Genomic DNA, 20,050 nt, shown 5'->3' on the forward strand with positions numbered 1-20,050 from the left:
CGCCCAGGAAAGGAGATCAAAATGCCTGAGCAGTTTCTTCACGGGGTCGAAGTCATCCAGATCGATGACGGTATTCGTCCCATTCGCACCGCCAAAAGTTCGGTGATCGGCATCGTCGGTACCGCGCCTGATGCAGACAATACCGCGTTCCCGCTGGACACCCCATTGCTGATCGAAGGGCCGCGCAAGGCCGCTGAGCTGGGCGACAACGGCACCCTGAAAGACGCCTATGAGGCGCTCTATGCGCAGGGTGCGACGGTCGCTGTCATGATCCGGGTTGCCGAAGGTGCAGACGCCGCCGCGACACTGGCCAACGTGGTTGGTGACGCAACCGCGCAATCTGGTGTCTGGGCCTTGGAAACGGCAGCGTCCAAACTGGACCTTGTCCCGCGGATCTTGTGCGCGCCCGGCTTTACATCCACCGCGGCTGCAGACCCGGCTAGTCCGGTTGTCACCAACCTAATCGCCGTGGCCGACAAGATCCGCGCAGTGGTCGTCTCGGACGGCCCCAACACCAACGAAACCGACGCCAAGACTGAGCGGCAGAAATGGGGTTCGGATCGTCTGTTCATCGTGGACCCGGCAGTGCAGGTCTTTGATACCGTCTCGGCCAGCTACGTGACCCGGCCGTCCTCGGCCTACGTCACTGGTCTGATCGCCAAGCGCGATATCGAGCGCGGGTTCTGGTGGTCACCGTCCAACCAGGTGATCAACGGAATCTCTGGCACATCGCGACCGGTCAGCTTCCACCTCAGCTCGACTGAAACCGAAGCCAACCGGATGAACGAAGCAGAGGTCGCCACCATCGTGCGCCGAAACGGCTTCCGCCTCTGGGGCAACCGTGGCGCAGAAATTGATCCGCAATGGGCATTCCTGTCCGTGCGCCGCACAGCCGATATCGTCTATGAAAGCATCGAGAACGCTCTGCTTTGGGCCATGGATCGCCCAATGTCGGCACAGTTGTTTCTGGACATCCGCGACAGCGTTCAGGCGTTTGGCCAGGGACTTGTCAATCAGGGTGCCCTGATTGGCTTCAATTGCTGGCTTGATCCCGAACTGAACACTGAAGCCACCCTGAAGGCCGGGAAACTCTATCTCGACTTCGATTTTGAGCCGCCCGCGCCGCTGGAACACCTGATCTTCCGTGCCCATCGCAACGGCGATTACTACGACGATCTGATCGAGCAAGCTGGTCAGGCGGCGTGAGGGAGGCCCAGGTTGAAAAAGCTTCTGAAACACATGGATTTCTACTTTGAGTACGCCGTTAAGGGTGCTGGGTTGGCGGCAGGTTTCGCCGTTGCTCAGCATCTCTTCGACACTCGGGTCGCTATCCTTTTCTTCTAAGAGGACAACATTATGCAGTACCCCCGCAAAATCCGAAACTTTGGTGCCTTCCTTGATGGCCGCAGCTACGCCGGTCTGATGACCGACGCAAAACTGCCGGAGCTGAACCTCGTGATTGCCAATCATCGCGGCGCAGGAATGGACGGCACAGCCGGGCAAGACATGGGCATGGAGGCCATGAACGCCGAGGCGACATTGGCAGAATGGCCGCCCGAGCTGATCAAAGTGTTTGGCACACGCCAGCGACTGGTCCTGCGCCCTACTTCGCGCAGCGAAACCGATTTCTCGGCCGACGCCTATGTCTGCACGATCGGCGGCTTGTGGTCGATGGTCAACTTCGCGGATCTGAAACCCGGATCGGACGTTCCGATGAAGCTGAAGCTCGAGGCCGATTATTTCCGCATGGTGCGTAACGGCGAGGAGCTGTTCGAGATCGATGTTGTCGCAGGCAAGCGCGTCGTCGGTGGCGTCGATCAGTTGGCTGAAATGCGCAAAGCCATGGGCAACTAAGCCCCTATTTCGGGGCGGGTTACACCGCCCGGAAACACCCTTTTGATACCTGTTTAAAACCGGAGCTGCACAATGACCGATAAGCCGAAAACACAGTCTGTGACCCTGTCAAACCCGATCGAGATTGACGGAGAGAAAGTTAGTGAAATCACCCTGCGCAAACCCAAGGCAGGTGAGCTGCGCGGGTTGAGCATGGTGGACATCCTGCGAATGGATGTCTCGACAATGTTCCGCCTGTTGCCCCGCATCACTCAGCCCCCACTTTCGGACGTTCAATTGTCCAGCGAAGTCGAAATGGATGATTTCACAGCGATGGCGGCAAAGACCCTGCTTTTTTTCGCCAATCCGACGCAGATGCACTTGCCGGACTAAAGCTGCCTTCTGAAGTGGAAGAGGCGATGGCTGACATCGCCTCAATCTTCCACTGGCCTCCTGACGTCATGGACCGAATGGAGATCGAAGAATTGGCCCTGTGGCGCGAAAAAGCGCGGGCGCGGGCCGAAGCCGACCAAAGCGTGATGAATCAATTGGCTGGGATGGGAAATGGCAATCGCTGATCTGAACATCGCAATGATCCTGAAGCTGATCGACCAGGTCAGCGCACCCGCGAAACCCGCGATCGATGCTTTGCGCAAAATCGGGGCGACATCTGAGCAGGTCGGCCGTCAGGGGATGGAATGGTCCAACCGCCAGTTGGAAGCCAACCGCGCCCGACGGCAGGCCATGCAGGGCGAGGTGCTGGAAGTCATCGCTCTGGGCGGCAGTCTGCTGGCCCTGACCGAACCTGCCATTCAAGCCGAACGTCGGCTGGCCGAGGTCTCTAAGGTTGTCGATTTTGAAGCCGAAAACGGCTTTCAGATTTTGCAACGGGATATCCGCGAACTGGTCACGTCCGACCTGATCGGCGCAACGGCCGAAGGCATTACGGATATCGTCGCTGCGGCCGGTCGGATGGGCGTGGTCGATGAGAACCTGCCAGACGCACGAAAACGCGCCGAATTGCTGAAGTTCGCGGCCGACGCCAGCAAGATGGCAATCGCCTTTGGGATCTCGGCCGACGAATCGGGCGAGACTTTGGCTAGGTGGCGCCAGAACCTCGGCTTGTCGCATGAGGAAGCGATGCTGTTGGGGGATGCGGTCAACCTGCTGGGCAACACCATGGCCACCAACGAGGCCGATATTCTTCAGGTGATCAACCGGCAAGGTGTGGTCGCCAAAACAGCAGGTCTAGCAACTGATGAAATCGCAGCGCTAAGCGCCGCCCTCCTCGCGGCCGGTGCTGCGCCTGAGATCGCTGCAACCGGGTTGAAGAACTTCACCAATGCCATGACGCGCGGCGAAAGCGTGACCAAACGCCAACAGGCTGTCTGGAATGAGCTGGGATTGGATGCAGTCGCCACCGCAAAGCTGATGCAGGAGGATGCCAGCGGGGCAATCCTGACCGTTCTGGAAGCCTTCCAGGACATCGAACCCTATCGCCGCAGTTCACTGATCGGAGATCTGTTTGGCGAGGAAGCAAAGGGCGCAATTACGCCGCTGGTCGAAAACACCGAAATGCTGCGCGAGGCACTATTGAAGACGGCCGACGCGTCTCAACTGGTCGGGTTGATGGAGGCGGAGTATCAGCGCCAGGCAGCGACCACCTTTGCCCAGCGACAGCAGTTTCTTGAATACCTGAAGGGCCTGTCTGTCGTGGTCGGTTCGGTTGTCCTGCCTCAGCTAAACGAATTGATGGCAACCACCGCGCCTTACATCACAATGTTCACAGAATGGGCGCAAGCGCACCCTGAGCTGATCGGCTTTTTGTTCAAACTGGCAGGCGGATTGTTGGTCCTGCGATTGGGTGCCTTGGCGGTGACCTTTGCCTTTACGGCCCTACTGACGCCGATCCTACACCTTATCCGGGCGGGCAGTTGGTTGCTGACGATGTTGCCCGCTGTGGGACGCTTTTTGGCATGGATCGCAGCCGGACCGATCAAATGGTTGATCGCAGGGATTGGCCTGGTCGGTAAGGCGCTTGTTCGACTGTTACTCTTGGCATTGAACAACCCAATCGGCTGGATCATCACGGCCGTCGCCGCCTTGGCTTATGTTGTCTACGACAACTGGGACAAGGTGGTCGCTCATGTGACTGACAAAGTCGAAGTTGTCCGCGCCGCCTTCGATAAAGGTCTTCTTAATGGTGTGCTGGCCGCTTTGGCAGAGTTCAACCCGTTTCACCTGATGCTCGACGGCATTCAAGGGCTCCTGGTTTATCTTGCCGAGTTGGTCGGCGTTCCCGAGGCGATTATCGCGCGGATGAACGAAATCGATCTTTGGGATACCGGCGTCCAGATCGTCAAAACGCTATGGGATGGGATGCTATCCCTGATCGACCAGATCGCCAGCTCGATCGGGGACCGGCTGGCCGCGATCAAGCCGCAATGGTTGACCGATCTGCAAGGATGGGTCAGCGGCGGAAACGAGACCGCGATCCCCGGCCGGGACGGCGGTGGGCCGGTGCGGGCAGGCATGCCCTACATGGTCGGGGAACGGGGTAAGGAAATGTTCATCCCGGATGTATCCGGTTCGATCCTACCGACCCGCGCTTTGAAAGCGGCCATAGCCGCGACGGCTTTGACGGGTTCACTACCGGGCGTCGCGTCTGGTGGTGATGTGTCATCCCTGATTGACAATCGCCCGGCTATCTCGGGCTTTGCTGGCGGGGGAACGACCATCCGCCAAGGCGACACTTTCCATATCTCTATCGCACCACCGCCCGGCACGGATGAGGCGCTGATCGCGCGTATGGTCGCGGATGAGATTAAGCGCCGCGATCGGCAACGCGGCGGGGATCTGCATGACGGGTGGAATTACCAATGAACTTCGGCGGGGTCATGATGGCGCTAGGGGCATTCCGTTTCGGGATGTCTAACGACGGATACCAGAATTTTGCCCGCAGCGCGGGGTATCGCTGGTCCGAAGTTAATCGGATCGGCCGTGAACCTGCCCAGCAATATGCGGGACTGGGTTCCCAACAGGTGACTATTTCAGGTGTCATTTATCCCCACTTTAAAGGGGGCCTGCGGCAGGTCGATCTGATGCGCGCTCAGGCCGGATTGGCTCAGCCTCTGATGATGGTCGATGGGCTTGGCTGGGTTTGGCGGCGTTGGGTGATCACTCATGTTGAAGAAAGCAAATCATACCTGATGGCAGACGGGGCCCCGCGCAAAATTGAGTTTTCGATGACGCTGAAATCTTACGGCCGGGATACTCAGGGAGTGACCGGATTGATCGGGAGGTTGCTATGACCACTTATCGCACGATCGACGGGGACATGGTCGATGAGATTTGCAAGGCGCACTACGGGCGCGAGGATTATGCTGTTGTGGTGTATACCGCAAACCCCGGCCTTGCCGCACTGGGGCCGGTTTTGCCTAAAGGACTGGTGATCACCCTGCCCGTGGTTCCGCAAGACCCTGTTCGAACCCCAATCAGGCTGTGGGGCTGAGCTGTGGAAATCGACTACCGCATTCTGGCCAACAACGTGGACGTCACCGAAACGTTCCGGGATCGCCTGGTCAGCATTACGATCCAAGACGAGGCCGGATCGAAATCAGACACCGCTACCCTTCGGGTCGATAACCGCGACTTTGTCGTCGCCCTACCCGAGACCGGCGCAGTCCTTGAGATCGCCATGGGCTTTAAGGGTCAGTTGGTCAGCATGGGACGTTTCGTAGTCGATGATGTTTCAGGTGACTTTCTTCCGGCGACCATAACGATCGACGCCAAGGCGGCCGATATGCTCGGGGATATCCGCGCCCGGAAAACCCGTGCCTGGCCGAATACCTCGATCGACAACATCGTCAGCAAAATCGCGTCTGAGCATGGATTGCGGGCCGTGGTAGCCGACAGCCTGAAGGGGCAAGCCTTCGAGTACCTGGCACAGACATCGGAAAGCGACCTGAACTTCCTGACCCGTCTTGCAGACGATCTAGACGCCGTTGCCAAACCCGCTGGTGGAGCGCTGATCTTTGTCAAACGGGGCGAAGCAAAGTCAGCCAACGGAGACCCCCTGCCCCTGTTCAATTTCCATCTGACCGACTTCCAATACGGCACCTTCCATATCGAGGGGCGCGGCCGCTATGGCAGCGTCGTGGCGGAATGGGCCGAATTGGGCAGCGCAACCGTCCACAAGGTTCAGGCTGGTGACAAACAGCCTCAGCACGCCCTGCGACACCGTTCCAGCACCGCCGAGGAAGCGCGCCGCGCAGCACAGTCCGCGCTTGATAAATCAGAGCGCGCATCCGGGTCAGTTAACATTGGGCTGGGTGGGTTCCGGGGCGATCTGATGGCCGAGGCAAAGGTCGATCTGCGCGGCGTGAATCCGGAGTTAGAGGGTGAATGGTTGATAACCCGCGTCACGCACCGGATGACGAACACCCTGACAACTGGTTTTGAAGCCGAACGAGACAACGAAAAGGCACAGTCATGAAGCGACCCAGTTTTGATGATCTGACAGACGAGCAAAAACAGAACTTCGGCAACGGCGTCGGTCCGTATTGGTTGCCTGACAGCGTCCGCAAACTGATCACCAACACCGCCAGTTGGTTCTTTAAGGACGCAAGCTGGCGGCATCATGACTTTGGCTACATCGTCGGCGGTGATCGCTGGGATCGCGCCCGCTGTGACTGGAAGTTCCTCGTGGCAATGGTCAAGGACGCGCTGACCCAACGCTGGCCCTGGGCGATTGCCACCATTCCGGCCGCACTGGTGATCTCGATCGTGTTCTACATCGCCGTGCGGATCGGCGGTCAGTTTGGTTCATTCGAGTACCGCGACGGGTACGCAGACCTCGCGCAGGTTCTGCTTGAGATGCAGGAGGACTGAACGTGGTCAAGGTTCGGGATCTTGAATGGGAAGGCCACGGCGACAGAATTGATGCGCCCGCATTGGGCCTGAAGGTGTTTTACCGGGTCGAAGGTAAGCCAGGAGATTGGGTTCTAATCAGCCCTGGCGAATCCAACTATGTCCGAACCCCGGGGTACAAGACACAAGCTGATGCCAAGAATGCAGCGCAAGTTGATTTCAATCGCCGCATCCGGACTGAGTTGCGATAGATGGCCGACCTACACCTCCCCCTGAAGGCTGAATACTTTGACCTAATCAAGGATGGAACAAAGCCATTCGAGTATCGCCTAACCACGCCTTACTGGCAAAAGCGTCTGGTCGGCCGAGACTATGACCGCATCATCCTGACGCGTGGCTACCCGCGCCGGAACGATCACGAAAAGCGGCTGATCCTGCCCTTCAAAGGTTTTGAAGTCACCACCATCACACACCCGCATTTTGGGTCGCATCCCGTAGAGGTATTTGCGATCGACGTGCGGCAGGAGGCTTGACCAATGCCGAACCCGATCCTGAAGCACTTCGATTACCGCAAAGAGCCGCCTCAGATTGGCGAGGTCATCAGACCGTTTGCCAAGCTCGCATGGGAAATGGACCAGACGCTTCCTGACGGCCCGGAAAAGTCGGCCGGGCTGCGCAAACTGCTGGAAGCCAAGGACTGCATGGTCCGCGCAAAATCCTCCTGAAGGGGAGGTCACAGAGCGCGCCAACGCTCTGCAACACGGGGCTGATCGCCAAACCAATCCCCGCCGACCCGCGTTAGCTTAAGGCCGCTCCCGACCCCTGATCAGGGTAGCGGCACAAAGGCATGATTCTACCTATGATGGAAAGACCCAAACTGACCCCTGCTGACCCTGTGTTGCCCGTTGCCCCTTGGCTGGGCGGCAAGCGCAATCTGGCAAAGACGATCACCGCGATCCTGGACAAGACATCCCACCGCACTTATGCCGAACCATTCGTTGGTATGGGGGGCATATTTTTGCGCCGATCGATGCGCCCACGCGCCGAGGTGATCAATGATTTTGGTCGTGATGTCAGCAACCTGTTCCGAATCCTACAGCGCCACTATCCTCAGTTTCTGGAAGTGCTGCGCTTTCAACTGACCACCCGCGCCGAATTCAACCGTCTGGTCGATACAAACCCAGACACCTTGACTGACCTCGAGCGCGCCGCCCGGTTTCTCTATCTGCAACGCACCGCATTTGGTGGCAAAGTGTCCGGCCGGAACTTCGGTGTCTCAAAAGATCGACCCGGCCGATTCAACCTGACCACTTTGGAACCCATGCTTGAAGATCTGCACACCCGGCTGGCAGGCGTGGTGATCGAGTGTCTGGATTACGCCGAATTCATCCGGCGATATGACGGCGCTGAAACTCTGTTCTATCTCGATCCGCCCTATTGGGGTTGCGAGAAGGATTACGGCAAGGACATGTTCGGCCGGGATGACTTCACACAGATGGCCGAGCAGCTCGGCGGCATCAAAGGTCGCTTCCTGATGTCGATCAATGACGTGCCCGAGATCCGCGAAATTTTCAGCGCTTTCAACCAAAGGCAGGTTGCGACGACTTACTCGGTCAGTAAGGTCACGGAAGGACGAGGCCAACGCGCAGAGTTGTTGATCTCGAATTTCAAACTCGACTGATTGAACGAAGGAACACCGTTTATGAAACTAGTAGCATCGGCCGCACTGGCCTTGTCCCTGATAACAATGCAAGCCGCCGCCCAGGACACGGCACCGGATGCTTGGGTCACTCAGGCCACGTGTGCCGATGTTATGCACCGCATCGACAACCCGATGGATAACAAAGGATTGTCATCCCCAATTTCCGGGGTTGCCTACTTGGGTGCAATTGTCGGTTATATCGAGGGCTACCGTGCCGGACTGGAAGTACCTATGACACCGGACGAATTTAAAGACGATGTGTTCAGTAGATGTGTAAATCTGCCCCATATACCGTTTAAAACCTCGGTCGAACTAGCTGCTTCAGACCCGGCTTAAACACTTGATCACCAAAAAAGGCAGTTACTGCAAACATGTCTGTCTGGCCTAACAGCATCCCTTACGACCTCGAATGTGAGATTTTGGCGCGCGATGCGAGGGACTGGGAGTCCGCCGTGCGCGCCTGGGCAAAGACCCATAAGCTGCGTCTGAAGGTCCAGTGGTTCGCCGCGCTTCAGGTAGAGATGAAGACCTTGGACAGCTTCCGATTTACGCCGGGACCGCAGGATAGATGGCTTTGTGTGAAGGAATGGATGGAAAAGCACGACGTCCCGGCCGTCCCCAACCTGCCCCGCCGCCCCGAGCTGCCGAGCCACGGAAACTAGGCGTTCAGATCAAAACTGAGTTGCTGCAAACAACCGTGTCAAAGTTTGAAAGAAACCGTGGCGCGCTACAACCTGCGCCTGATCCGAGCCGAGGTCAACCGCAGAACGCGCGCGCCCCGTTCAATGTAAATCTTTTTTACATGGACCCCTTGCAACCAGCCAAACTCCCCCCATCTTAACAATGTGAAAACGATTTACATCAACCCGGAGAACCAAAATGACCGCACTGTCCGACCCCGCCGTCCCTGAAAATCCGGGATGGCTTCACCGCATCGAATCCTGGCTGGACGACAAGGGCAAAGGCGCCTGGATCGCCGTAATGGTCCTTGGTTTCATCTTTTTCTGGCCCGTTGGCCTGGCCCTTCTGGCCTATATGATCTGGAGCAAACGTATGTTCAGCAAATCCTGCAGTCGCCGCAAAACCTGGCACAGCCACATGAGCGCCATGAAACCATCGGGCAACAGCGCTTTTGACGCCTACAAAGCAGATACCCTGGCTCGGCTGGAGCGCGAGCAACAGGACTTTGAATCCTTCCTGCGCCGCCTGCGCGACGCCAAGGACAAGGCCGAGTTCGACCAGTTCATGGACGAACGCGCTCGCGAAAACCGCGACGAACCGGAAAACGGCGATCGCGCCTGATCCAAGCTTGCCCTGTCCCGCCATTCGGGACAGGGTAAATCCAGACAATTACTCGGAATTCGCCAAATGACTCACCTGCCCGATCCAGACAGCCAGCCTGAGTTTTATCAGTCTGTGGCGACCAAACGCTTTGTCGCGTGGCTGTTCGACATCGCATTCATCTCACTGTTGTGTACTGTTGCAATCCTGCTGACCTTTGGCATGGGGTTCTTCATTCTGGCCCTAATTTATGCGGTCATAAGCTTTGTCTATCGCGTCGTCACCATTTCAAACGGGTCCGCTACCCTTGGAATGCGCTTTATGGGTATTGAACTACGCGACGCCTTTGGAGCGCGAATGGATTTTGGCAAAGCCGTGGCCCATACAGCCGGCTACTTTGTCAGCATGACCTTTTTTGTGGTCCAGATCATCTCGATCATCATGATGCTGACCAGCACCCGAGGACAGGGACTCACGGACGCGTTCCTTGGAACTGTGATGATCAACCGGCGGGCATAAAAAACTGCACGGTAAATCACTTGGCGGCTTAAGGAACCGTTGTTATCATCCTGTCTCAGGAAACACGGAACCTTCATGCGACACACGCTGCCAATCGCGCCGCAATTCTATGTGACAGCCCCTCAGCCCTGCCCTTACCTTGAGGGCAGGATGGAGCGTAAACTGTTCACTGCACTTCAGGGCGAAGGCGCCGATCAGTTGAACAACTCATTGTCGCAACAAGGATTTCGCCGCTCTCAAAACGTGCTGTACCGACCGTCCTGCACCGATTGTGCAGCCTGTCTTTCGGCACGCATCGATGTATCGGCCTTTCAACCCAGCAAAAGCCAGAGACGTGCGGTCAGGCGAAACAACTATCTGCAACGCAGGGCGAATTCTCCCTGGGCGACGGACGAGCAATACGAACTGTTCCGCAGGTATCTGGACACGCGTCACGCCGATGGCGGTATGGCCGATATGGACGTTTTCGAATTCGCAGCAATGATCGAGGAAACCCCGATCCGCAGCCGTGTCGTTGAATATGCCGACCCCGACACAGGCAATCTGATCGCTGTCAGCCTGACCGATGTTCTGGATGATGGGCTGAGCATGGTCTATTCCTTTTACGACCCCGAACAGCCCCAGAACTCACTGGGGACTTATATGATCCTCGATCATATAAACATCGCACGCGAAGCGGGACTTCCCTACATTTATCTGGGTTATTGGGTGCCGGGCAGCCCAAAGATGGGTTACAAAGCGCGGTTTTCGGGTCTCGAAGCGTATATCCAGGGCTGCTGGACACCTATTAAAAACCCGTCAGAAATGGATGATGCCAGCCATCACCCTCTGTCCACGGCGCCCATTGCGGAACAGGTTGCCAGCATCCAATTGCCCGACCGCCACCCCACCAAGAGCTGATATCCCATGCGTCAGAACCTCTATGCGGTTACCTTGGTGGTGCCCGATTACGATGCTGCCATCGCTTTTTACACGCAGGTGTTAAGTTTCACCCTCGCAAAGGACATAGATCTGGGTGGCGAGAAACGGTGGGTGCTGGTGACCCCTCCCGGAGCGGGTGGTGGATCGCTTTTGCTGGCACGGGCAGACGGACCAAACCAAATCGCCGCCGTCGGAAATCAGACCGGGGGCCGCGTCGGCTTCTTTCTGGAGACTGATGACTTTACCCGCGATCACACAGCGATGCTGAACGCGGGTGTCGTATTCGAAGAAGCACCGCGCCACGAACCGTATGGCACTGTGGCCGTCTTGCGGGACCCGTTCGGAAACCGGTGGGATTTAATCCAGTTTGCTGCGTGAAAATGCCATAGGCGTCCCGCCCTAGAAACACGCAACAGCAACCTATCCTGTCTGAAAATTAAATAAACTTAATCCATGTCGCTTAGCACGGGTGGTTGAAAGGTTACCCTACGTCACCACCTATCTTCGATCCTCGTGCAATTTCGCACATCGGTTTCTGTCCGGCTGACCGGGCGCATTGACTAGGTTCTTGAAACAGCAGGTCCACCGGCCTGCTGTTCTGTTTTTGGGAAGAGGACGGAAAATGACTTATGTGCTGCGCAAGTTGCTTTCAGCAAATCTGACGACGCAGATCCTGACCGCACTGGCCCTTGGGTCAATGCTGGGTTTGCTACTGAACTATTGGGAGTCACCACTGCTACAGGACAATGTGGTTAACGGTCTGTTCGCCATGGTCGGCCAGATGTTCCTGAACGGGCTTCAGATGCTGGTGGTGCCTCTGGTTGTGTTTTCATTGCTGTGCGGCGTCGTCGGGATCGGCGACATCAAGGTACTGGGACGCGTGGGAGGCCTAACCTTCGTGACCTATCTGGCAACCACAGCGCTGGCGGTGGCAACCGCCCTGCTGTTTGCCAATCTTATCAACCCCGGCGTCGGTTTCACTGCCATGCATCTGGCTGATCAGGATGTCTCGGTCGCGGCGCAACAGACCCCTTGGCAGATTCTGGCGAACATTGTCCCCAAGAACCCGGTGCAGGCACTGGCGAATGGAGAGATGTTGCAGATCATCTTTTACGTGATCGTTGTGGGTGTTGCCGTCCTGATGCTGGGCAGCCGAGCCAAATCCTTTGTTGAAGGCTGTACGTTCATGAACGATCTGGCGATGAAGATTGTGGAGATCGTGATGGCCTTTGCCCCAATCGGCGTGTTCTGCCTGATTGCCAGAACCTTTGCGCTGGAGGGGTTCGGTCTGTTCGCCCCCGTGGTCGGCTATCTAGCGACAATCAGCCTGACACTGGTCTTTCACCTCTGCGTAACCTTGATGGTACTGCTTTTTGCCTTCACCGGGCTAAGCCCGCGTGCGTTCCTTCGTAAAATGCGGTCGGCTCAGGTATTTGCATTCTCGACCTCAAGCTCGAACGCTACGATCCCGGCGAGTATGCAATGTGTGACACAACGCGTAGGCGTTGACCGGTCGGTCGCTTCGTTCGGTGTCCCGCTGGGCGCTACGATCAACATGGACGGAACTGCCATCATGCACGGAGTGGCAACGGTGTTTCTGGCCAATGCTTATGGCATTGATCTGGGTCTGGGTGGTTACATGACGATCATCTCGATCTCGGTGCTGGCTTCAATTGGCACCGCCGGGGTTCCGGGTGTTGGCATCGTCATGCTGGCAATGGTTCTGAACCAGTTGGGCATGCCGCTGGATGGGATCGCCATCATTCTAGCCGTTGATCGTATCCTCGACATGATGCGCACGGTGGTGAACGTGACGGGAGACGCCGTTGTCACCACAATCGTCGCGGATAAAGTTGGCAAACTGGACCGCGCGGTCTTTAACGACCCCAACGCCGGCATCCTGTCCACGCAGTCTTTAGAAATCGACCATGAGGCTGAGACCAGTTTTGCCCAGCTCACCCATCCCAAGGCGGATGCCTGAACCAAAAAATCACCGGAGGCCAAACAGGCCTCCGGTCTTGCATTGGGTTTATCTCGGATCAGTTCGGAATCAGATCGGGCACAATGGTCACGATCGACGGGAAGGACCACAGGATCGCAATCCCGACCACCTGAATGATCACGAACGGTATGATCCCGCGATAGATATGACCCGTCGTGACTTCTTTCGGCGCGACTCCTCTTAGATAGAACAGTGCAAAGCCGAAAGGTGGTGTCAGGAACGACGTCTGAAGGTTCACCGCCACCATGATCGTCACCCATTTTGGATCGAATGATCCGCCATAGATCACCGGGCCCACGATGGGTATCACGATGTAAATGATCTCGAGGAAATCCAGCACGAAGCCCAGAATGAACAGCACCAGCATCACGATCAGGAAGACCGTAAATTCGTTGTCAAAACTGCGCAGAAACTGCTGGATGTAGTGCTCGCCCCCGAATGAGATCACCACCAGGTTCAACAGCTGTGACCCGATAAGGATGGTAAACACCATCGAAGTCACCTTGGCCGTCTCACGAACCACTGGGGTCAGAACACCGCTGGAGAACAAAACCCAGCAGGCGTAAATCAGACCGAACAGCGCATAAAGGTAAGCCGCATAAGCCGTGATGAATGCAATCCAGCTTTCGACTGACACATCGCCCTGATTGATGCGCAGGTCAAAGTTGACCCCCATCAACAAGCAGATAAGCAAGGCAAACGTCGACATGATGATCACCTTGCCCGACCTCTCCTGATCGTGCAGCTTGCGATAGGCCGCCAGCATGATTGCCCCGCCCGCCCCCAGTGCAGCGGCAGGTGTTGGGTTTGTGATACCGCCAAGGATTGAGCCTAACACTGCGATGATCAGAACCAGCGGCGGAAAGACCACACGGATCAGATCGTTGGTTGCGCAGCGTTCAGCGGCAAATTTACATCCATAGATAGCCAACGCAAACGGCACCGCCATGATCAGGAATGTGGCTCCTGACGAAGTCGTTGGCGTTATCACCAACACGTCCGCCAACAGCATCAACAGCAAACCGATGGCACCGATAATCAGAGGCTGTGTGGGCTTCGACGGTGCGATACCGCGCCCCATCACCAAGGTCAGTCCCAACAGCACCACAATAATGGCGACACCGGTTCCGATCGGCGCGGCGGCAGCTATCTTGGCGTCCCGCGCGGCGGTCATTTCCTCTTCGGTCAGGCGCTGCGTTTCAGCAACCCCACCAGCCGCTTCAATCGCTTCGTGTTCGGCCACGGCCTGATCCCAGGCAGATTGGCCATGCAGTTCGATCATCGACGCCTTGCATTCTTCCGACACATTGGTGCGCAACGATACACCCTGACCGATATCCGAAAACGCCGAGACGGTGGTGTTCTGGCTGCCAATCACGCCCGCGCTGGTCAACAGGATTGCGCCCACGATCAAAGCGATTGGTGCACCCAACAACCAGGTCAGACCTTCACCGCGGGTGATCGGCTCGCCGCTTCCGCCAGACATAGCCACAGCCGGAGCTTTCTCGGGGTTCAGCAACGCATAGCCAAAGGCATACAGCGCATAAAGCAGGGCCAGCATGATGCCCGGCAGCAGCGCCGCCTGAAACAGGGTCCCGACCGACACCACCGCTGGTTCACCCAGATAGGTCAGCGCGTCGGTACACCCCGCCTCAACCGCGCGGGTTTCCTGAGCGGTCGAGTACAAATCTCCCGCTAGCGTGCCCAGAAGAACGATCACGATAGAAGGCGGAATGATCTGCCCCAGTGTGCCCGATGCCGCGATCACACCCGTCGCAAGTTCCGGCGAATAATTGTTCCGCAGCATGGTCGGCAAGGCCAGTAAGCCCATCGTAACGACGGTGGCACCTACAATCCCGGTCGAAGCGGCAAGGAATGCGCCCACAACTACAATCGACACAGCCAAGCCGCCCGGTAGTGGGCCAAAGACACGCGCCATCGTGGTCAGCAGATCATTGGCAATCTTTGAACGTTCCAGTGTGATCCCCATCAGGACGAACATCAGCACGGCCAACAGAGTTTCGATGGACTGCCCAGCCAGAACACGTTCGTTGATGCGGTTCACGATGAACGAGACGTTGCGGTCCAGTGCAGTTTCCCAGCCTGACGGGAAGACCGGCTCGCCTATGGTCGGTAAATCCGGGTATCGGAACACGGATATCGTTTCGGGTTTTACACCAGAATTCACCAGATCTCGATAGGCTTGCGTGCCCGAGTCTATCGCTTGATGTACCAGTAGCCCGGCACTGTCCAAGGCAGCGATGATCCCGAATGAGATGATCCCGGCCCCACCGATGGCAAAAGCCACCGGGAACCCGGAAAGGATGCCCCCGAAAAGGCAAAAGAATACGATAATGAGGCCTATTTCGACGCCATCAAGTCCGAATAGCATAGTCTGGGTCTCCGTCCTTAATGCACGCCTTCGTAGGCTTCTTCACCCTCACCAAGGCTGTCCTTGTCGAGGTATTTCCCGTCACTTTCGGGGCCTTCCACGTATTCCAGATACGACCGGTACAGGAATGCGATTGCCTGTAGGAAGACCAGCCCTGCAAAGGCAACCAGCATGATCTTGAACAGGAAATAAGCTGTAAACCCGTTGGGGCTGAACCCGATTGTTTCCACGTTCCAGCGCATTGCTTTCGACTTCAGCATCAGCCTTTCAAGGGTGTCACTGGCCGAAGGTTTCGGCACGATCAGGTGCCGCCACATAAAGTACCAGCCATACATCCAGACCAGCACCGCCAGCGGCATCATGAAGAATACCGAACCCAGAATGTCGATCACCTTTTTGGTGCCGAACCGTGCTGGGGCATAGAACAGATCAACCCGCACATGTCCGCCCTGCACAAAAGTGTACCCCACACAAAGAGACACCACTAATGCATTGTAAAACTTCAACATTTCCGCATACCAGCTGATGTCGTACTGCAGCGGAATGCCAAAGGCGATCACGATGTCAGGGCGGGTGAAAATCCGCTGCATGATCACGATGATGATTTGCTGTAGCACCATCAGCAGACCGGCCCAGGCAAAGAACCGGCCCAGAGTGTTGGTGAAGCCCTCAAGTCCGCGCACACACCCCCACATGAAGTTGTTGCGGACCATGCCAATGATTGTGATGACCAGAAAAACGGCAAAGACTGCAAAGAAGAACTCAACCGATCCGCCGTAGTAGACGAAGCGCATGACAGCTTCTTTGTCGGACCAGTCCAGCCAGAGGCTTGGATGGGTCACCGCGTAGCCGATGTTGTAGAAGGCTTGCACCAGATTTTGCAGAACCCAGACAATCCCGCCGCCAATAGCAGCAAGAGCGTCGGTCATTCCAACCGAGCTGCTGTCGTCCATGATGTCCCTCACTCAGCTGAGTATCTGTCGCCGCAATAGTAGCGCGGTTCTTCAGATTCAGCGAATACGCATTGAAAAGAGACCCCGCACTTGCGAGGCCTCTAAGGTTTCGGGCGTGTGTTTAGCCGCCCAGAACGCGCACGCGCTGCTGGACATAGTAACCGTCCGATTTGTTGATCCACGAAGCCGACGTAGCCAGCGAATCCTCGAACGAACCGCGGATTCGCGCGAACAGCTCATCATCCATATTCTCGTCCATGACTTCAGCAGACGCCTTGCCGAAGGCATCCCAGACGTCGTCAGAGAACTGCAGCGTCTTGACACCCTGCGACTGCAGGCGCGCCAGAGCGGCACCATTGTTGGCCAGCGTTTCCGCCAACTGATATTGGGTCGTGGCCATCGAAGCATAACGCATGATTGCCTGCTGTGCAGGCGTCAGTTCATTCCAGACGTCCAGGTTGACAGATGCGGCCAGACCCGATCCCGGCTCGTGGAAACCAGCGGTGTAGTAAACCTTGGCAACCTCCTGGAAACCGGCGCGTTCGTCAGCCATCGGGCCAACCCACTCCAGCCCATCCAGAGCGCCCGAAGACAGCGCCTGATACAGTTCGCCACCGGGGATGTTCTGAACCGATGCGCCCAGTTTGCCCAGCACTTTCCCGCCCAGTCCGGGCATACGGAATTTCAGACCGTTAAAGTCCGCGGCTGAGTTAATTTCATTGCGGAACCAGCCGCCCGATTGCGAACCCGAGTTACCGGCTAGAAGGCCCTTGAGGTTAAAGATCTGACCCAACTCATCATGCAGCTCTTCCCCGCCGCCGTGATAATACCAGTTGGTCAGTTCCTGCGCGGTGCCGCCAAAGGGCACGGCTGTGAAATAGGCATAGCCCGGGTGCTGACCGATAAAGTAATAGTCAGCCGAGTGATACATGTCTGCCTGACCCGATGAAACGGCATCGAACACTTCCAGCGCGCCCACCAGTTCGCCAGGTGCCTTCTTTTCGATGGTCAGCTGGCCATCGGACATTTCGCCCACCATCTGCTCCATATAGCTGGCGGCGTCATCCAGCACGGCAAAACCGCGCGGCCAGGATGTCACCATCGTCAGGGTTCGCTTGCCCTGAGCATATGCCGGTGCGGCCAGCGCAGTCGCGGCGGCGGCACCACTTCCCAGTGCCGTGGTTCTCAGAAATGAACGACGATCCATATTGTTAGTCCTCCCGATATCGTAGTCTGCCTTGACGGCAGTTGATCATTGTCGATGGCGCGATCATATCGATGGATCGGATGATGAAAATACCTACTACTACGTAGAAACGGGCATTCCTGGGGTCAAAATACTGGTTTTGCAGTTTAATTTTGACTGTTTGCCCCCAGCCACACATTGCGCGCCCTTGAATCCGCGGTGCGGTCCGGCTTTGCTTTTTGGGCATTTTTTGCCTATCGCAGACATATGGGGAGATTACGCGACACCTTTCGGCCGAACTATGCGCAAAAGCTGTCCTTGCTGGCGACGCTTCCGCTGATCGTGGCGGTGGCTGCGATTGCGATTCTTGTCGCGCACCAGTCTCGCAAATTGGCCGAGCGCGAAATTTCCCAGCTGGAAACACAATTGATCGAGGCCAAGAAAGCGGAACTGCGCAACTATCTCACGCAGGCGCGCAACGGATTCTATTTTGTCTACGGCTCGGCACAACCCGACGATCAGGAGTCCAAGGATCAGGTTGCGCAAATCCTTTCGGCGATGATCTACGGCGATGACGGCTTTTTCTTCGTTTATGACTATGACGGAAATAATCTGGTCAGCCCCCGCCAGACTGAGTTCATCAACAAAAACTGGAGTGGCCTGACCGACAGCGAAGGGACTCCGATCGTTGACGAACTGATCCGTATCGCCCGCCAAGGTGCGGGGTATCACACCTATTTATGGCCCAAACCTTCAACCGGGGAAGAGGCCCAGATGATCACCTATGTCACCAGTTTCCCAAGCTGGCGATGGGCGGTGGGAACTGGCGTATTCATTGACGATGTCGTCGCCTCTATTGCTGCCGCTCAGGCCGAGGTCGAGGCCCGGGTACGCCGAACCTTCATTTATATCGGCGGCATTACTTTGGCCGCAGTTCTGATCGTCTTTGCCTCGGGCATGTTCCTGAACCTGCGAGAGCGCCGATTGGCGGACGCCAAGCTGAAAGAGTTGACCCAACGCGTGTTCGACGCGCAGGAGGAAGAGCGCGGACGCGTGGCACGCGAACTGCATGACGGGATCAGCCAGATCCTCGTCGGTGTCCGTTATGCCCTCGACAACGCCCGACGACGACTGGCCCGTGGAGATGACGCCGGTGCAAGCACGCCACTGAACAAGGGGATCGACAATCTCGGCACCGCAATCACCGAGGTCCGCCGCATCAGCCGCGATCTGCGACCGGGCGCGCTGGATGATCTGGGCCTTGGTCCCGCGGTCAAGACACTGACCGACGATTTTCGGGAGCGCACAGGGATCGAAACCGAGTTCTCGACCGTCGTGTTCCGCAATCGTCTGGATCAAGATGCAAAGATCGCCCTTTACCGTATCGCACAAGAGGCCCTGACAAATATCGAGCGCCACGCGAACGCAACACATGTGACCGTAGACTTGCGCGGCCACAAGAAAGGCGCGACCATGCGTATTACGGATAACGGCCTCGGCCTGGCCCGTGAACCAGGTCATGTCAGCACAGGGATCGGTTTGCGCAACATGCAGGAACGTATCGAACAGCTTGACGGATCGCTGCGTATTCTGTCATCACGCGGACCGCGCGGCGGCACCGTGATCGAGGTTACGCTGCCGCTTAGCCACCTGCTGCCTCCGCAGGAAGACTCGCCACCGAACCGAAAGGCCGGCACATGAGCATACAGACGATCCGGGTCCTGATCGTGGATGACCACCCGATGGTGGCCGAAGGGATTCAGTCGATCCTAGAGAGCTATCCCGATATTGACGTCGTCGGAACACTCGGCACCGGGCAAGAGGCTGTTGATCGGGCTGCCGACTTGTCCCCGGATGTCATTCTGATGGATCTCAACATGCCGGGGTTGGGTGGTCTCAGTGCAACTGAGATCATCCTCGAACGACTACCCAACACCCGCATCCTGATCCTGTCGATGCATGACAGCCCGGAATATATCTCGACCGCCCTCAGCCACGGCGCCAAAGGTTATGTCCTCAAGGATGTGCCGACGGATGAGATCAAACAGGCCATCGACGTGGTGATGCGTGGTGAGCAGTATCTCTGCACCGGTGCCAGCGGGTCCCTGCAACCAAAAGAGAACAGCGCGCGCGAGGCGCTGACCGGACGGGAACAGACGATCCTGCTGGAACTCGCGCAGGGCAAATCGAACAAAGAGGTCGCACTTGTCCTGGAAATCTCGGTCCGAACTGTTGAGACGCACCGCAAGAACATCAAACGCAAGCTGGGTATTTCGTCCACAGCTGGTTTGACCCGCTATGCGCTAGAACATGGCGTATTACAGGGCACCAGCCCAGGCTTCTAAACCCACAGCGCAGAGCGCTGCCCGGCCCAACCATTGGAGATGCACCA

Annotated in this window: 25 protein-coding genes; 22 read left to right on the top strand and 3 right to left on the bottom strand. The window is 57.0% G+C overall.

What is annotated here, in order from left to right; all coding sequences use genetic code 11:
- The first annotated feature begins 21 nt into the window (after window positions 1–21).
- From ACR0IY_RS04190 to ACR0IY_RS04285, 20 genes are all read left to right on the top strand, one after another.
- On the top strand, window positions 22–1,206 hold the full coding sequence (locus ACR0IY_RS04190; protein ID WP_480670581.1) for a phage tail sheath subtilisin-like domain-containing protein: 1,185 nt from the start codon (window positions 22–24) through the stop codon (window positions 1,204–1,206).
- A 150-nt stretch (window positions 1,207–1,356) separates the two neighbouring features.
- The gene (locus ACR0IY_RS04195) at window positions 1,357–1,854 is read left to right on the top strand and encodes a phage major tail tube protein (RefSeq protein ID WP_480670582.1); all 498 of its coding nucleotides are present in this window, start codon (window positions 1,357–1,359) and stop codon (window positions 1,852–1,854) included.
- Window positions 1,855–1,926: 72 nt separating this feature from the next.
- Entirely contained in the window at window positions 1,927–2,226 is a 300-nt protein-coding gene (locus ACR0IY_RS04200) for a phage tail assembly protein (protein WP_480670583.1), read from the top strand.
- 26 nt (window positions 2,227–2,252) lie between these two features.
- Window positions 2,253–2,411: a GpE family phage tail protein gene (locus tag ACR0IY_RS04205; RefSeq protein ID WP_480670584.1), complete on the top strand. Its 159-nt coding sequence runs from the start codon at window positions 2,253–2,255 to the stop codon at window positions 2,409–2,411.
- Entirely contained in the window at window positions 2,398–4,716 is a 2,319-nt protein-coding gene (locus tag ACR0IY_RS04210; protein WP_480670585.1) for a phage tail tape measure protein, read from the top strand. The genes ACR0IY_RS04205 and ACR0IY_RS04210 overlap by 14 nt, the downstream gene beginning before the upstream one ends.
- Entirely contained in the window at window positions 4,713–5,144 is a 432-nt protein-coding gene (locus ACR0IY_RS04215) for a phage tail protein (RefSeq protein ID WP_480670586.1), read from the top strand. The genes ACR0IY_RS04210 and ACR0IY_RS04215 overlap by 4 nt, the downstream gene beginning before the upstream one ends.
- Window positions 5,141–5,344: a tail protein X gene (locus tag ACR0IY_RS04220; RefSeq protein ID WP_480670587.1), complete on the top strand. Its 204-nt coding sequence runs from the start codon at window positions 5,141–5,143 to the stop codon at window positions 5,342–5,344. The genes ACR0IY_RS04215 and ACR0IY_RS04220 overlap by 4 nt, the downstream gene beginning before the upstream one ends.
- A gap of 3 nt (window positions 5,345–5,347) precedes the next feature.
- On the top strand, window positions 5,348–6,328 hold the full coding sequence (locus ACR0IY_RS04225) for a phage late control D family protein (protein ID WP_480670588.1): 981 nt from the start codon (window positions 5,348–5,350) through the stop codon (window positions 6,326–6,328).
- The gene (locus tag ACR0IY_RS04230) at window positions 6,325–6,723 is read left to right on the top strand and encodes a hypothetical protein (RefSeq protein ID WP_480670589.1); all 399 of its coding nucleotides are present in this window, start codon (window positions 6,325–6,327) and stop codon (window positions 6,721–6,723) included. The genes ACR0IY_RS04225 and ACR0IY_RS04230 overlap by 4 nt, the downstream gene beginning before the upstream one ends.
- 2 nt (window positions 6,724–6,725) lie before the next feature.
- Window positions 6,726–6,953: a hypothetical protein gene (locus ACR0IY_RS04235; RefSeq protein ID WP_480670590.1), complete on the top strand. Its 228-nt coding sequence runs from the start codon at window positions 6,726–6,728 to the stop codon at window positions 6,951–6,953.
- On the top strand, window positions 6,954–7,235 hold the full coding sequence (locus ACR0IY_RS04240; RefSeq protein ID WP_480670591.1) for a hypothetical protein: 282 nt from the start codon (window positions 6,954–6,956) through the stop codon (window positions 7,233–7,235).
- Between the two features lie 3 nt (window positions 7,236–7,238).
- Entirely contained in the window at window positions 7,239–7,427 is a 189-nt protein-coding gene (locus ACR0IY_RS04245) for a hypothetical protein (protein ID WP_480670592.1), read from the top strand.
- 137 nt (window positions 7,428–7,564) lie between these two features.
- Window positions 7,565–8,383, top strand: a complete 819-nt coding sequence (locus ACR0IY_RS04250) for a DNA adenine methylase (protein ID WP_480671135.1) — start codon at window positions 7,565–7,567, stop codon at window positions 8,381–8,383.
- A 21-nt stretch (window positions 8,384–8,404) separates the two neighbouring features.
- The gene (locus ACR0IY_RS04255) at window positions 8,405–8,740 is read left to right on the top strand and encodes a hypothetical protein (protein ID WP_480670593.1); all 336 of its coding nucleotides are present in this window, start codon (window positions 8,405–8,407) and stop codon (window positions 8,738–8,740) included.
- Window positions 8,741–8,775: 35 nt separating this feature from the next.
- Complete coding sequence (locus tag ACR0IY_RS04260) at window positions 8,776–9,066, top strand: hypothetical protein (protein WP_480670594.1); 291 nt, start codon at window positions 8,776–8,778, stop codon at window positions 9,064–9,066.
- Window positions 9,067–9,283: 217 nt separating this feature from the next.
- Complete coding sequence (locus tag ACR0IY_RS04265; protein WP_480670595.1) at window positions 9,284–9,706, top strand: DUF2852 domain-containing protein; 423 nt, start codon at window positions 9,284–9,286, stop codon at window positions 9,704–9,706.
- Between the two features lie 66 nt (window positions 9,707–9,772).
- Window positions 9,773–10,204, top strand: a complete 432-nt coding sequence (locus tag ACR0IY_RS04270; RefSeq protein ID WP_480670596.1) for an RDD family protein — start codon at window positions 9,773–9,775, stop codon at window positions 10,202–10,204.
- Between the two features lie 75 nt (window positions 10,205–10,279).
- A complete protein-coding gene (locus tag ACR0IY_RS04275) occupies window positions 10,280–11,104 on the top strand; it encodes an arginyltransferase (protein ID WP_480670597.1) in 825 nt (274 codons plus the stop codon).
- A 6-nt stretch (window positions 11,105–11,110) separates the two neighbouring features.
- Window positions 11,111–11,503: a VOC family protein gene (locus tag ACR0IY_RS04280; RefSeq protein ID WP_480670598.1), complete on the top strand. Its 393-nt coding sequence runs from the start codon at window positions 11,111–11,113 to the stop codon at window positions 11,501–11,503.
- A gap of 244 nt (window positions 11,504–11,747) precedes the next feature.
- The gene (locus ACR0IY_RS04285) at window positions 11,748–13,106 is read left to right on the top strand and encodes a dicarboxylate/amino acid:cation symporter (protein WP_480670599.1); all 1,359 of its coding nucleotides are present in this window, start codon (window positions 11,748–11,750) and stop codon (window positions 13,104–13,106) included.
- 58 nt (window positions 13,107–13,164) lie between these two features.
- On the opposite strand, the gene ACR0IY_RS04290 is transcribed toward ACR0IY_RS04285, so the two are convergent.
- The 3 genes from ACR0IY_RS04290 to ACR0IY_RS04300 form a co-directional block, all read right to left on the bottom strand.
- A complete protein-coding gene (locus ACR0IY_RS04290; RefSeq protein ID WP_480670600.1) occupies window positions 13,165–15,519 on the bottom strand; it encodes a TRAP transporter large permease in 2,355 nt (784 codons plus the stop codon).
- Window positions 15,520–15,536: 17 nt separating this feature from the next.
- On the bottom strand, window positions 15,537–16,472 hold the full coding sequence (locus ACR0IY_RS04295; RefSeq protein ID WP_480670601.1) for a TRAP transporter small permease subunit: 936 nt from the start codon (window positions 16,470–16,472) through the stop codon (window positions 15,537–15,539).
- 121 nt (window positions 16,473–16,593) lie between these two features.
- Window positions 16,594–17,679, bottom strand: coding sequence for a TRAP transporter substrate-binding protein (locus ACR0IY_RS04300; RefSeq protein WP_480670602.1), 1,086 nt, complete (start codon window positions 17,677–17,679; stop codon window positions 16,594–16,596).
- A 246-nt stretch (window positions 17,680–17,925) separates the two neighbouring features.
- Between ACR0IY_RS04300 and ACR0IY_RS04305 the strand changes: the two genes are divergently transcribed.
- Together ACR0IY_RS04305 and ACR0IY_RS04310 are read left to right on the top strand one after the other, a co-directional pair.
- Window positions 17,926–19,359: a cache domain-containing protein gene (locus tag ACR0IY_RS04305; RefSeq protein WP_480670603.1), complete on the top strand. Its 1,434-nt coding sequence runs from the start codon at window positions 17,926–17,928 to the stop codon at window positions 19,357–19,359.
- Window positions 19,356–20,003 (top strand): response regulator transcription factor, encoded by a 648-nt coding sequence (locus ACR0IY_RS04310; RefSeq protein ID WP_480670604.1) that lies wholly within the window; start codon window positions 19,356–19,358, stop codon window positions 20,001–20,003. The genes ACR0IY_RS04305 and ACR0IY_RS04310 overlap by 4 nt, the downstream gene beginning before the upstream one ends.
- Window positions 20,004–20,050 lie beyond the last annotated feature (47 nt).

It is taken from the genome of Ruegeria sp. BC1 (genome assembly GCF_056539305.1).